Origin of the sequence: Bacillus cereus group sp. MG20 (genome assembly GCF_040459885.1) — a bacterium.
GTDB classification, from domain to species: Bacteria; Bacillota; Bacilli; order Bacillales; family Bacillaceae_G; genus Bacillus_A; species Bacillus_A cereus.
In genome coordinates this window covers 1,120,717-1,133,873 of sequence record NZ_JARVHF010000001.1, presented here as the reverse complement: position 1 = coordinate 1,133,873, position 13,157 = coordinate 1,120,717, and the positions used below count along the sequence as shown (strand labels likewise).

Sequence of the window (13,157 nt, the reverse complement as noted above, 5' to 3'; positions counted from 1 at the left end):
TGTTGTGAGGTGAAATGAAAAACAGAAACTAAGTTTAATAGTTTCTGTTTTTTTATTTTGTCAATTAAATGTAACAAACGACGATTATGATTTGAATCAATTGAAAATAATTCAATAAATATTATTTAAATTGAGATGTTTCGTAGGAGGAAAAGGAATGTTAAATAAAATAATTTTAATTACTGGTGGTACAGGTTCGTGGGGGCATGAACTTATAAAACAACTATTAGAAAAATCACCGAAAGAAATTAGAGTTTTTTCAAGAAATGAAACGGTCCAGTTTGAAATGCAGCAACAGTTTATAAATGATGATAGGCTAAAATTTATTATTGGAGATATTCGTGATAAAGATCAACTAGTCTATGCATGCCAAGGTGTACATTATGTATTCCATCTTGCAGCTTTAAAACACGTTCCAGTATGTGAGTATTATCCTTATGAAGCTATAAAAACTAACATACATGGTACGCAAAATGTAATTGAAGCCTCTACACAGACGCAAGTTGAAAAAGTTATATATGTTTCAACGGATAAAGCAGCTGATCCATCAAATACGTATGGGATGACAAAAGCAATTGGTGAAAAATTAATGGTTCATGCGAATATACAAACGAAGAAAACAAAATTCATTTGTGTTCGTGGTGGAAATGTTTTAGGAACGAGTGGAAGTGTAGTACCGCTTTTTAAACAACAAATTAAAAGATCTTCACAAGTAGCGATTACCGATGCGAATATGACTAGATTTTTCTTAACAGTTGAAGATGCTGTTGGATTGTTATTTAAAGCAGTATATCAAGGTAGAGGCGGGGAAATCTTTGTTATGAAAATGCCGGCATGTAAAATAACAGATTTAGCAGAAGTGTTAATTGAAGATTCAGAAAAAAACGTTAAGGTAAAAGAGGTAGGGATAAGACCGGGTGAAAAATTAAGTGAAATGCTTCTATCTGAGGTAGAGAGTAAAACAAGTATAAGTTTTGATCAAAATTATTTTGTGGTACTACCGACTATTCCTATAGAAGGACTTCAAGAATATTATTCTAGCTATCCGCTAGTGGATGTAAAGAGTTTTAGTTCTCAACAAGACTTGCTTGCAAAACATGAGGTGAAACAAATGCTATTAAAAGGAGGGTTTTTGCGATGAAAAAAAATGCGAGCCTTTTAATAACTGGTGCAAATGGTTTCACAGGACGCCATGCTTGCCAATATTTTTTAGAGCAGGGCTTTCATGTAATTCCTATGTTTCAAAATCGTGCACATAGAGAAAAAATTAGAAATGGTATTACTTGTAATTTAACTAATAAGAGCGAAGTAATGAAGGTAATGAAACAAGTAAAGCCAGACTACGTATTGCATTTAGCAGGAAGGAATTCGGTTATAGAATCTTGGACAGCTGCTCTTGAGTATATAGAGATTAATGTAATAGGAACGTTATATTTATTAGAAGCAATTAAGCAAGAAGCCTCGGATTGTAGAACATTAGTTATAGGATCTGCTTTGCAAGCAGATAGTATGAACGAAATAAAAATTTCAAATCCATATAGTTTAAGTAAAACGATGCAAGTCATTATTGCAGAGGCTTGGGGAGGATTAATGGATTCAAATATTATCATTGCAAAGCCCTCAAACTTAATTGGTCCAGGGGAATCGAATGGCATTTGTTCGATTCTCGCAAAGAAAATGATAGATATAGAATCAGGTAGAAGTAAAGCCATTATTGAAGTAAACAGTTTGAAAGATAGTAGAGATTTTCTAGATGTACGTGATGCGATTAAAGCGTATCATGTGTTATTACGAGATGGAATAAATGGAACACAATATAATATCGGATCAGGAGTAAAACGATCTTTATTAAATGTACTAGAACAATATAAAGAATTAACACAGCTAAATTTTTTTATAGAGGAAACAGAGAAAAATGGGAGCGACTCAAATGAGAGTTTAGCAATAGAGGAAATAAAAAGGTTAGGTTGGATCCCAGAAATTGAATTTCATCAATCATTAAAAGATGTACTTGAGTATGCGAAGTGTAGTGACATCTGCATGCAATGAAAAACAAAAAAGGGTGTAAGAAATATATGAATGATTATGAAATAATAGATAATCAAAATACGCTATTTCTTTCAATTGTTGATACGTTGGATTGGAGAGATGAAGAAGCGCATGTATTGCGTCTTTATGAGGCAATACATAAATATCAAGCGTATGTAGAAGAAAAAAGGGTTAATCAAATAAAATCAGCATTAGAGACGGAAACTAGATATGTAATTCAAATCTTTGCTCAATACGAGTGTAGTGAGTATGGAAATGATTTTTATGAACTCATTAACGATCTTTTACAAGATATAGAGGTGGAGTTAAAGATTTATATAAAAAATAATAAGTTTATTTACATTTAAAAGGTAAAGAGAAAGATAGATTTTTAATAATAAAGGTGGGTATAAGTTATGAGCAAAACGATTCTTTTTACTGGGGGCGGTACAGCCGGACACGTTATGATTAATATTGTATTAATTCCTAAATTTATAGAGAAAGGCTGGAGAGTCGAGTATATTGGATCAAAAAATGGAATTGAAAAATCATTAGTGCAAAATGTTAAATACAATAGTGTTTCAACGGGCAAGCTTAGGAGATATTGGGATTGGGAAAATTTTAAAGATCCTTTTAAAATTATACGAGGTTGTTTACAAAGTTATAAATTAATTAAGAAAACAAAGCCTGACGTTATCTTTTCAGCAGGAGGATTTGTTTCAGTTCCTGTAGCTATAGGAGCATGGTTAAATCGTGTGCCTATAATTATACGTGAACCAGATAGCACATTAGGACTTGCCAATAAAATAGCATTACCTTTTGCTACAAAGCTATGCACAACATTTCCTCAGACAGGAGAAAATGTAAGTAATGAGAAGAAGGTTTATGTAGGACCAATTGTAAGGGAAGAAATTGAGAAGGGTAACGTATTACGAGGAAGAAGATATTGTGAATTTCAGCAAGATAAACCAGTATTATTAATTATGGGTGGGAGTCAAGGTGCTAAGTGGATAAATGATATGGTAAGGGAATGTTTAGATACAATACTATTAAACTTTAATATTATTCATATATGTGGTAAAGGGAAGGTAGACCCATCTATTGGCATGGAGGGATATATGCAATTTGAATATATAGGCGACGAGTTGCCGCATATACTAAATATGGCAAGTGTTGTAGTTTCTAGAGCGGGTTCTACTGCTATTTCTGAATTGTTATTTTTGAAGAAACCGATGTTGCTTATCCCGTTAACTAACAGTTCCAGTAGGGGAGATCAAGTTTTAAATGCTGAATATTTTTCACGGCAAGGATATGCTGAAGTTATACTCCAAGACAGAGTAAGTACGAATACATTTATACATGCAGTAAATAAGTTGTATACAAATAAAGAGAAATATATTCAAAACATGAATGGATATAAGAAAACAAATGATGAGGGAATTCATCAAATAATAGATATAATAAATGAAGTGGTGAAGTAATAGAAATGTAAATAGAAAAACAAAAGGAAAGAAGGTATCTTCTTTCCTTTTTACTATATTTGTTCAAATTCATTATTATTTATTCTAATTAGTTATGTACTATCGGTGAATGCCGTTTTCTAATAGCTCAGTAAATGCATGAATATGAATAGGTTTACTGTAATAATAACCTTGAATAAACTGACATTTATTTTTTTGAAGGAAATTTACGTGCTCTTTTGTTTCTACACCTTCAGCAATGACAGACATTCCTAATGTATTTGCTAATGTGATGATCGTTTTAATAATTTCCATTCCATCATCACATGTTTCAGACATTGTAATAAATTCTCTCGGGATTTTTAACGTATCAATTGGATATAAAGGTAAGTAGGCTAGCGAAGAATAACCTGTACCAAAGTCGTCGATTGAAATGTGAATCCCTAAACTTTTTAGTGTACGCAGTTTTATCAATGTTTCTCGCTCATCCATCATTGCAATTCGCTCTGTTAATTCAAGATCAAGAGAGCTTGCTGGTAAACCTGTATTTGTTAAAGTAGAAGAAATAGATTTTACAAAATCCTCTTGTTCAAATTCTTTAGCAGATAAATTTACACCTATTTTTAAATGTGAATATCCGAGTGCGTGCCAACGTTTCATTTGCTTACAAGCCTGCTCTAATGTCCATTTACCTATTGAAATAATTTGTAGTGTTTCTTCTGCAATCGGAATAAACTCGTATGGAGAAATAATACCTAATTCAGGATGATTCCACCTAATTAAAGCTTCTGCACCGATAATTTTATTAGATTCACTATCAACTTGAGGTTGATACAAAAGGAACAATTCTTCATTTTGTAGTGCGTTTGGTAAATCTTTTTCTAATCGCAATCGTCTTTCAATTTTTTTAGCGATTACATCGTCATAAATAGATACAGAGTTAAGTTCTTTTGCTTTTGCATCATACATTGCAACATTAGCGTTTTTCAAAAGTGTAGCGGTATCGATTCCGGAATGTGGATAAATAGCGATGCCGATACTCAGTGATAAAGTTAATTTATGCTCATGTATGATAAATGATTTTTTCATGCATTCAAATAATTGGTTACATAATTGGAATAAGTAATCTTCGTCAGTATAGTTTTCAATTATGATTGTAAATTCATCGCCACCGATTCTTGAAAGATGAGTATGTGATGGAAGACATGATTGGAATCGCTTTGCTACTTCTTCTAATATGTAATCTCCTGACGAATGTCCAAGTGTATCGTTAATTGCTTTAAAGCGATCTAAATCTAAATATAATAATGCAAACTCGCTTTCTGTTATTTTAGCATTTTTTATAACTCTCTTTAATTTCTTATGGAAAAAGGCACGGTTCCCAATTTTCGTTACAGTGTCATGGAATGCTAAATATTTTATTTCTTCTTGCTGTTTTTTTAGTGCAGTAATATCTTTCACCATAATATAGCTTCCTGAAATTTGTCCGTCTATTATAATAGGAATGATTGTAACGTATAAAAAATAAGTAAAGCCATCTTTATATTGAGAACTAAGTTGTAAGAATGCCGATTCTTGTTGTTTCACTTTTTCTAATGCCAATGCTAGCTTATGCTTATCTTCATCTAAAATGATCGAAAAACAAGTTTCGCCTAGTAACTCATCCGTTGGTGCCCCAAGTAGTACACTCCCAGCCTTATTTACATTTAAGAATGTTCCATTTAAATCAATGGTGAAAATAGGGTCAGGATGATATTCATATAATGATTTAAACTTTTGTTGTTTTTGAGAAAGAGCCTCTGATTTATGAACTAAATCAGACGTCCGTACAGTAACTTTTTCTTCTAGTTGGGCATTAAATGCCTGTAAACGTTTTGTTAAGGAATTGTTTTGCATACGTACGATAGAATGACGAATGAGTACGAAAATAAAAGTAATACAATTCCCTGTAATGAGAGTTGAAGATGATGTTTGTTCTTTTAATGTAAACCCGATTAGTATTGCAACAGCAAGATAGGGAAATACAACTAAAGCTTTTTTTCCTATTATAGGGTTTACAATGAAATAATTTTTATGGCTATTATGATCTTCTGAAATAGAGCCAGCTATTGCAATAAGTAATATAGGTATTCTATATAAAAGACGTAATAAAGTTATTGTTTCTGTTGATAAGTGGTTATTTAAGTAAAAATAAATATAGTTAAAAGTTGCAGAACTTATTAATACAAAAATAAATATATAAATTTTCCGTTTGGAATTAAAAATTGTTGGACGGAAAAAGAGACTAACACCTAGCAGTAGAAATAATAAATCTGCAATTGGATATAAAAATGAAAGGAAAACATCTCCTAGTGAAAGAGCGAATATATTTAAATTTGGTTGATTAAATAAATACCATTCTAATGTAAATATGGAAGTAAGCACTATGCATATATCACAAATAAAGAACGCTTTTTCCCATTTATTGCATTCCTTTAAGATTTTATAGGAGAAAGCGATAAGACAGAAAAATAGAAAAAACATGTAAAATACATCAGAAACCGTAAAACGATGTATTGGAATTTCGAAGAAGCTATCTTGATATGTATATACTATTTTCCCTAATAAAAAACTACCAATTGCTATTGTAATACATATCCAAAACGGATTTGAACTGACTTTTTTAGAATATATAGAGTAAATTAGTGATACAAATGTAATGGCTTCAACGACAAGTGAAGCGAAGCGTACATCTGAATTTGAAAAATGAGTAGGGAACAGATAGAAAAACATAAAATAGATTGAATAGCATATTAATGTTCCGATTAATATACATAATTGTAAATTTTTATTTAATTTCAATGAAATCACCTTCTTTAATTATGCACTATGTTCGTTATATCTATACATAATAATATTATTTAAGAATTGTATCAGATTTCCTTATAAAAATCATGTTTATAAGGAAAGTGTTAAAGAGTATAAGTATTCTCAAAATTGAAAAAATATTACAGTGGATAGTATAGACTGTATCAAGACTTTAAATAGAAATTGTATATTTAGTCATCCTTTGAATTGTAAAGTTTTTTTAGTGATTTGTAAGTGGAGATGCAAAATTGCATATAAAATGATGAGGATTTTTTTTAGGTGAGATTTTTATTTTTAGTCTGAAAATTAATATTTGTAGAAATGTTAGGAAAAGATATAAAATAAGAACGTGTATTCTTACAGAGTGGAATAGTATTGCCACTCAATAGGGAGGTTTTTTTATGATATATCGAATTAAAGATGCAGAAATATACTATGAAATTGTGGGGGAGGGTAAACCGGTCATTATCATACATGGCTGCGCTCCTGACCATAGGTTAATGATGAAATGTATGGAATCAGTATTTCAGAAATATGAAGGTTATAAGCGAATATATATTGATTTACCTGGAATGGGAAAATCGAATGCTCCAAATTGGATAAATAGTTCACATCGTATAGTAGATGTGCTTATCACATTTATTGAGGAAATCATTTGTACTGAAAAATTTTTATTGGTAGGAGAATCATATGGAGGCTATTTAGCCAAAGGTATACTTGCAAAGATGTTTGAGAGAGTTAGCGGATTACTATTAGTATGTCCTGTTGTTGTAGCGGAGCCAGAAAAAAGGATTCTTCCAGATAAACAGATAATTGTACAAGATGAGGAATTTTTAAATACGCTCACTTCCACAGAAAGAGAGGAGTTTTGTGAGTTAGCTGTAATAGCAAATGAATATACATATACGCGATTTAAAGAAGAAATTAAGCCTGGGTTAGATGTTGCTAATTATGAATTTATTGAAAGGTTGCAAAAGAATTACTCTCTTACTATGGATTTTCAGCATGAAAAATATGAAAATCCCGTTCTTTTACTGACTGGAAGACAAGATATATCAGTAGGTTATCAAAATATTATAGAAATTATTGAAGAATATCCAAGGGCAACATTAGCAGTGTTAGATATGGCAGGGCATAATTTACAAATTGAGCAGCCTGAATTATTTGAGAGTTTAGTAGGAGAATGGATTAGACGAACAAATCAGCACAGTTTATAAAGTATTTTAGTATTACCCCTAAGTGTTGAAATGGGATAAATGAACGTGATTTATTAACTTATCTCGCTATTTGCCGGGCAGCCCGATTAGTGAGGGCTGATTAAAGATTCACTTTATAAAAAATTTTAAGGAGAAATTATGAGCACATATATTTATATGGTTAGACATGGTGAATCACCAAAACTAGAAGGAAATGAAAGAATGCGTGGATTAACTGAGAGGGGACATATGGATGCCCGTGGAGTAACTGACATATTAAAAGCGGAGAGGATTGATACTTTTATTTCCAGTCCTTATAATCGGGCTATGCTAACGATAGAGGAGTCAGCTAATTTCCATGAAAAAGAAATAGTAGTATATGAAAATCTTAAAGAGTGTATGTTTTCAAGTGAGGATCAGGTTATATCAGACAAGGAGGTGTATCCACTTGTACAGAAGATGTTCTCTAATCCGGACTTTGCACGAACGGAAGGAGAGTCATATGCAGATTGCCAGAGAAGAGTAGTGAAAGTATTAAAAGAAATCTTAATGGATTTTCGAGGATGCAAAATTGTAATTGGTACACATGGGCTTGTCATGACATTAATGATGAACTATTTTGATAAACAATATGGTTTTGAATTTTTAATGAATACGTCAAAACCGGATATATATAAGATGGAGTTTAAAGAAGAACAATTAATGAATGTAAAGAGATTATGGAAAGCGGAATAAAATTAGTTGCATGGATTTTGTTGTAAAAGTTACTTTTATAGCAAAGTCTTTTTTTGAATAGAAAGCATCTTTATCAACTATTTTTAGAATGTTAAATCAATAAGTAATTATTCAGTATTTGAATAAATTATTGGGAAATTGGTTTAGGGAAACAATTTTAAATGTGTCAAAACTCCAAACGTTGGATTTATATTCAATAGGAGAAAAAGATGTAGAATTTTGTCTTACAGTCCCCGTTTACTTTTCATTTCATTACATATAGGCTTTGTGGTGTAAGGGAGGACATTACCTTTACGCAAAATCTATAAGGAGGTCATTGTAATGAAACAGATTAAAAAGTTTGCGGGAGTTGCTTTAGCGGGGACGATTGGATTAAGTGGACTACTGTTTTTAGAACCAAGTGTAAGCGTTGCGGAAGCACAGCAAGTGAAAGTGGAAAATTTCAATACAATTGATGTATCGATGAATCTAAATGAATTGTATGTATTAAGTGGCAGAAGCATTGATATTCTTTCTGGAGATAAAGAAGCAATTCAGTTAAATAAATACACAATTAGTTTTAATAAACCTGGGAAGTATGTGATTAAAGTAAATGGCTGTATTCATGATGATGTATATACTTTTATTGTGAATGAGTAGTATATATTCTTAAATTGCGAGATAAAAACAGAAACACCCTATTTGCGATGAGAGTCGTAAATAGGGTGAATTTATTTGTATTAAGCTGTACTTTAAATATGCTCACTAATTTTCTTTTTGCCATGTAAAGTATGTAAAAGTGTTTGAAACATCTTAAATGATTGCTGAAAGATTGGACTTTGAATAAAGGTATACAGAAAAGTTACGATGAAAACAGGACCTCCTAGCATAAATCCAATAACTAGTACAATACATTCTACTATGATTCTAGCACGGCTAATAGAAAGTCCTGTTTTGTCGGAAATAGTAAGCATGAATCCATCACGGGGGCCAGCGCCAATCCCAGCCGCAACGTACATACCTCCCCCGATACCTGTAATGGCAATACCAGAAAATAAAATGAGTAAGTTTATCCATAAATAATTACTAGTGTCTGGAAGCATGTTTGATTGTAAGAAAAAGTCCATAATGGGACCGATAAGTAGTGCATTCAAAAATGTACCCACATTTATATATTTTCGATCTACTAGTAAAGATATTAGAACGAGACATAACCCACATATGACACTCCACGTACCGATGGTCCATCCAAACTTTTGGTAGAGAGCCATATTTAAAACTTCCCAAGGGTGCAAGCCTAGAAATTTAACTTTGACTGCAAGAGCGTTTCCAAGGCCAAAGAAAATTAATCCTAAGAAAAAAAGAAAATAGCGAAAGAGAGTTAGCCTCATCTTTAAAACCTCCCATATTTTATAATTATGTATGTTACCTGTTACGGTTTTAATGTACAAATATTATGTCTTTTTATCATTCGTTTAAAAATGTTAACAATGTAAATGAAATATACATCTTCACAGTCAAAAAAGTTAAAATATTTCGTTTTAAGGATTATAATGGAGAGAGAAACATAAAAGGGAGTGAATGAACTTGAAGCAAGAACTTATTGAAAGATTTACGAGATATGTAAAAATTGATACGCAATCGAATGAAGAAAGCCATACAGTACCAACAACACCAGGACAAATTGAGTTTGGTAAGTTATTAGTGGAAGAGCTAAAAGAGATTGGGTTAACAGAAGTAACGATGGATGATAATGGCTATGTAATGGCAACACTTCCAGCTAATACGGACAAGGATGTTCCTGTAATCGGATTTTTAGCTCATTTAGATACGGCAACAGACTTTACGGGGAAAAACGTCAAACCACAAATTCATGAAAATTTTGATGGTAATGCAATTACGTTAAATGAAGAGCTAAATGTTGTGTTAACACCAGAGCAGTTCCCAGAATTACCATCATATAAAGGACATACGATTATTACAACTGATGGTACAACACTGCTAGGAGCAGATGATAAAGCTGGTCTTACCGAAATTATGGTTGCAATGAACCATTTAATACATAATCCGCAAATTAAGCACGGGAAAATAAGAGTAGCATTTACACCGGATGAAGAAATTGGTCGTGGGCCAGCGCATTTTGATGTAGAAGCGTTTGGTGCATCATTCGCTTATACGATGGATGGAGGTCCATTAGGTGGTTTAGAGTATGAAAGTTTTAATGCTGCAGGTGCTAAGTTAACGTTTAACGGAACGAATACACATCCTGGAACAGCGAAAAATAAAATGCGCAATGCTACTAAACTTGCTATGGAGTTTAATGGGGATTTACCAGTAGAAGAGGCGCCAGAATATACAGAAGGCTATGAAGGATTCTATCATTTACTTTCTTTAAATGGTGATGTTGAGCAAAGTAAAGCGTATTATATTATTCGAGACTTTGACCGTGAAAATTTTGAGGCACGTAAAAATAACGTTAAAAATATTGTGAAGACTATGCAAGAAAAATATGGCGAAGATGCAGTCGTTTTAGAAATGAATGATCAATACTATAACATGCTTGAAAAAATTGAACCGGTAAGAGAAATTGTTGATATTGCATATGAAGCAATGAAAAGTTTAGACATTGAACCAAATATTCATCCGATTCGCGGAGGCACAGATGGATCACAATTATCATATATGGGATTACCGACGCCGAATATTTTCACTGGTGGTGAAAACTATCACGGTAAATTTGAGTATGTTTCGGTAGATACTATGGAAAAAGCCGTTCAAGTTATTGTGGAAATTGCAAGACGTTTTGAGGAGCAAGCTTAAAAAAGAACCAAGTAGTACGAATGTGCTACTTGGTTCTTTTAATATAGTACTCGCCACAAATAAAAAGTCGCATAAGACTCCCAATTAGCCCAGTTTGCCGCGAAATCTTTTATTTCATTTTTTGTCGGTTTATTTTCGGAACCTGTTATAAATTTAATTGCATTATGCAGACCAACATCATCAATTGGAAAAGCCGAAGGAAATCTTAAACAACGCATTAAAACATAGTTGGCAGTCCATGGTCCTATACCATGGATAGTAGTTAATTGTTTCTCAGCAACCTTTACATCTTGTGTTTGCAGTAAATCCTCTTTTGATAATTTTCTCTCTGTAATAAGCTTCGCAATACCGATTAAATATTCACATTTTCTAGTCGTCATTTTTAATTGTTGAAGATTTTCTACATGTAGATTTGCAATTGTTTCAGGTGATGGGAATATCCAATGTTTTCTACCGTCCCATTCTACATAACTTCCAAATTGCTCAACTAATCTCCTTTTTAGCGTATAAGCATATGTTAGGTTAATTTGTTGACCGATAATTCCCCAGGAAAGTGCCTCAAATAAGTCTGGAATGCCTAAAGTACGAAGGCCATAATATTGTTCAATTGGTCCTTGAAGGAGTAAATCATGTTTAGCTAATGTATAAAATGGGGCTAAATCAGTAGTTAAATCAAACCATTCTTTTACATAGTTAACTACAGCTTCACGTATCGATTTTTCAGATGTATATGGTTCTTCTAAACAACGTATTTGAATATTTCCATCTGTATTCACACTAATTTCAACTAAAGGATTTACATCTTGAACAGGGATAACTTTATAAATTTTGTTATCTTCAATATGGAACATACATTCATTGTTAGAACGTGATAGATAACGTAAATTTTCTTGGAAACAAAATTCTTTTGGAACTGCTATAGATAATGCGCTATTATATTCTGTTGTCATATGAATTCCACCTGCAACTTTTCTAATGTAAGCAATTTTTTCTTCATTTCTAATCCGCCCCTAAATCCGGTTAGTTTCCCATTCTTCCCAATAACGCGGTGACAAGGAATGGTAATAAGAAGAGGGTTAGCAGCAATAGCAGAAGCAACGGCGCGCACAGCTTTAGGTTTTTGAATTCTTTCAGCAATTTCTGTATAAGAATATGTCTTTCCATAAGGAATTTCACGTAACGTATTCCAAACAGATAATTGAAAATTAGTTCCATAAGCATCGATAGGAAATGTGAAAGTTTCTCGCTTGTTTTCTAAATACTCGATAACTTCTTGCGTATATATTTGCAAGTAATCTGGACTATGGGTCAATATATGTTGGGGCAGTTTTTTTCTAGCCCATATATTTAATTCTTCAAAGTTTTCGTCTTGTGATCCAATGAAACATAGTCCATTTTCAGTTGCAGCAATATGAAATCGCCAATTTTTATGTGTAAGTAGCGTCCAATATATATAATTATTTTTGTAGGAATTCATTATCGTATCCCTCTTTCATTTCGTTCTTTTTTCGATATTCAGTAGGAGTAAATCCGGTTTTCTTTTTAAATAAAGTTGCGAAATACTCTGGGTTTTCTATCCCGACAGCAGTACTAATTTCTTTAATAGATTGATTTGTGTGTAAAAGGTATTCGGTTGCTTTAAGAACCCTGAATTGTTGTATATATTCTATAGGAGTTAACCCTATTATTCTTTTGAAAGTACGTTGTAAATGAAAAGGGCTACCGTGACACATTTCCGCAAGCATGTCGAGAGTTAAGGATTCGTCATAATGCTTTTCGATATAGTCTTTAATTTGTTCTACCCACTCTTCATTAGGTAAAGTGATCCCATTTGGCTTACAACGTTTGCACGGGCGAAAGTTCTCACTTAATGCTTGCTCTGCATGATGAAAAATTCGTACATTGTTTCTATTCGGTATTCTTGATTTGCATGATGGTCTGCAAAAGATTCCAGTTGATTTCACAGCATAAAAGAATTTGCTATCATAGGAAGAATCATTATGAATAATTGCTTGCCAATACTCATTTGTTAATGTAACTCCTTCATTGTGCATAGAACATCACCTCTGAAATTAGTATAACCTGAATAAAG

General features: G+C 32.5%; 13 protein-coding genes. 8 read left to right on the top strand and 5 right to left on the bottom strand.

Annotation, left to right across the window (positions count from 1 at the left end):
• Window positions 1-157: 157 nt before the first annotated feature.
• The 4 genes from QCI81_RS05705 to QCI81_RS05690 are packed head-to-tail and all read left to right on the top strand — an operon-like array spanning window position 158 to window position 3,509.
• Window positions 158-1,141 (top strand): UDP-N-acetylglucosamine 4,6-dehydratase family protein, encoded by a 984-nt coding sequence (locus tag QCI81_RS05705; protein WP_071729851.1) that lies wholly within the window; start codon window positions 158-160, stop codon window positions 1,139-1,141.
• Window positions 1,138-2,049, top strand: a complete 912-nt coding sequence (locus tag QCI81_RS05700) for an SDR family oxidoreductase (RefSeq protein WP_071729853.1) — start codon at window positions 1,138-1,140, stop codon at window positions 2,047-2,049. The genes QCI81_RS05705 and QCI81_RS05700 overlap by 4 nt, the downstream gene beginning before the upstream one ends.
• Complete coding sequence (locus tag QCI81_RS05695; protein WP_015055176.1) at window positions 2,046-2,396, top strand: DUF6572 domain-containing protein; 351 nt, start codon at window positions 2,046-2,048, stop codon at window positions 2,394-2,396. Before QCI81_RS05700 ends, QCI81_RS05695 begins: the two co-directional genes overlap by 4 nt.
• Before the next feature lie 48 nt (window positions 2,397-2,444).
• Entirely contained in the window at window positions 2,445-3,509 is a 1,065-nt protein-coding gene (locus QCI81_RS05690) for an undecaprenyldiphospho-muramoylpentapeptide beta-N-acetylglucosaminyltransferase (protein WP_053563777.1), read from the top strand.
• 99 nt (window positions 3,510-3,608) lie between these two features.
• Here QCI81_RS05690 and QCI81_RS05685 read toward each other — a convergent pair whose 3' ends face one another.
• The gene (locus QCI81_RS05685; RefSeq protein WP_000773568.1) at window positions 3,609-6,329 is read right to left on the bottom strand and encodes a sensor domain-containing protein; all 2,721 of its coding nucleotides are present in this window, start codon (window positions 6,327-6,329) and stop codon (window positions 3,609-3,611) included.
• Window positions 6,330-6,736: 407 nt separating this feature from the next.
• Here QCI81_RS05685 and QCI81_RS05680 point away from each other — a divergent pair, with 407 nt between their 5' ends.
• The 3 genes from QCI81_RS05680 (at window position 6,737) to QCI81_RS05670 (ending at window position 8,905) form a co-directional block, all read left to right on the top strand.
• Window positions 6,737-7,552, top strand: coding sequence for an alpha/beta fold hydrolase (locus QCI81_RS05680; protein ID WP_071729856.1), 816 nt, complete (start codon window positions 6,737-6,739; stop codon window positions 7,550-7,552).
• 138 nt (window positions 7,553-7,690) lie between these two features.
• Entirely contained in the window at window positions 7,691-8,266 is a 576-nt protein-coding gene (locus QCI81_RS05675; RefSeq protein ID WP_053563780.1) for a histidine phosphatase family protein, read from the top strand.
• Window positions 8,267-8,587: 321 nt separating this feature from the next.
• Window positions 8,588-8,905, top strand: coding sequence for a hypothetical protein (locus QCI81_RS05670; protein WP_053563781.1), 318 nt, complete (start codon window positions 8,588-8,590; stop codon window positions 8,903-8,905).
• Between the two features lie 92 nt (window positions 8,906-8,997).
• On the opposite strand, the gene QCI81_RS05665 is transcribed toward QCI81_RS05670, so the two are convergent.
• On the bottom strand, window positions 8,998-9,636 hold the full coding sequence (locus tag QCI81_RS05665; protein WP_071729857.1) for a YczE/YyaS/YitT family protein: 639 nt from the start codon (window positions 9,634-9,636) through the stop codon (window positions 8,998-9,000).
• Between the two features lie 196 nt (window positions 9,637-9,832).
• Here QCI81_RS05665 and pepT point away from each other — a divergent pair, with 196 nt between their 5' ends.
• The gene (gene pepT / locus QCI81_RS05660; RefSeq protein WP_071729858.1) at window positions 9,833-11,065 is read left to right on the top strand and encodes a peptidase T; all 1,233 of its coding nucleotides are present in this window, start codon (window positions 9,833-9,835) and stop codon (window positions 11,063-11,065) included.
• A gap of 38 nt (window positions 11,066-11,103) precedes the next feature.
• Here pepT and QCI81_RS05655 read toward each other — a convergent pair whose 3' ends face one another.
• Genes QCI81_RS05655 through QCI81_RS05645 form a run of 3 tightly spaced genes read right to left on the bottom strand, consistent with a single transcriptional unit; the run spans window position 11,104 to window position 13,119 of the window.
• A complete protein-coding gene (locus tag QCI81_RS05655) occupies window positions 11,104-12,015 on the bottom strand; it encodes a DNA glycosylase (protein ID WP_071729859.1) in 912 nt (303 codons plus the stop codon).
• Window positions 12,012-12,542 carry a methylated-DNA--[protein]-cysteine S-methyltransferase gene (locus tag QCI81_RS05650; RefSeq protein ID WP_071729860.1) on the bottom strand — a complete coding sequence of 177 codons (531 nt, stop codon included), beginning with the start codon at window positions 12,540-12,542 and terminating at the stop codon, window positions 12,012-12,014. The genes QCI81_RS05655 and QCI81_RS05650 overlap by 4 nt, the downstream gene beginning before the upstream one ends.
• Window positions 12,523-13,119 (bottom strand): bifunctional transcriptional activator/DNA repair enzyme AdaA, encoded by a 597-nt coding sequence (locus QCI81_RS05645; protein ID WP_000551322.1) that lies wholly within the window; start codon window positions 13,117-13,119, stop codon window positions 12,523-12,525. Before QCI81_RS05645 ends, QCI81_RS05650 begins: the two co-directional genes overlap by 20 nt.
• Window positions 13,120-13,157: the final 38 nt, after the last annotated feature.

Bases quoted from the DNA above. Each gene is read 5' to 3' on its own strand.
- QCI81_RS05670 (WP_053563781.1), top strand. From the start codon at position 8,588: ATGAAACAGATTAAAAAGTTTGCGGGAGTTGCTTTAGCGGGGACGATT.
- QCI81_RS05705 (WP_071729851.1), top strand. From the start codon at position 158: ATGTTAAATAAAATAATTTTAATTACTGGTGGTACAGGTTCGTGGGGG.
- QCI81_RS05690 (WP_053563777.1), top strand. From the start codon at position 2,445: ATGAGCAAAACGATTCTTTTTACTGGGGGCGGTACAGCCGGACACGTT.
- QCI81_RS05700 (WP_071729853.1), top strand. From the start codon at position 1,138: ATGAAAAAAAATGCGAGCCTTTTAATAACTGGTGCAAATGGTTTCACA.
- QCI81_RS05665 (WP_071729857.1), bottom strand. From the start codon at position 9,636: ATGAGGCTAACTCTCTTTCGCTATTTTCTTTTTTTCTTAGGATTAATT.
- QCI81_RS05695 (WP_015055176.1), top strand. From the start codon at position 2,046: ATGAAAAACAAAAAAGGGTGTAAGAAATATATGAATGATTATGAAATA.
- QCI81_RS05650 (WP_071729860.1), bottom strand. From the start codon at position 12,542: ATGAATTCCTACAAAAATAATTATATATATTGGACGCTACTTACACAT.
- QCI81_RS05680 (WP_071729856.1), top strand. From the start codon at position 6,737: ATGATATATCGAATTAAAGATGCAGAAATATACTATGAAATTGTGGGG.
- QCI81_RS05675 (WP_053563780.1), top strand. From the start codon at position 7,691: ATGAGCACATATATTTATATGGTTAGACATGGTGAATCACCAAAACTA.
- QCI81_RS05655 (WP_071729859.1), bottom strand. From the start codon at position 12,015: ATGACAACAGAATATAATAGCGCATTATCTATAGCAGTTCCAAAAGAA.
- QCI81_RS05645 (WP_000551322.1), bottom strand. From the start codon at position 13,119: ATGCACAATGAAGGAGTTACATTAACAAATGAGTATTGGCAAGCAATT.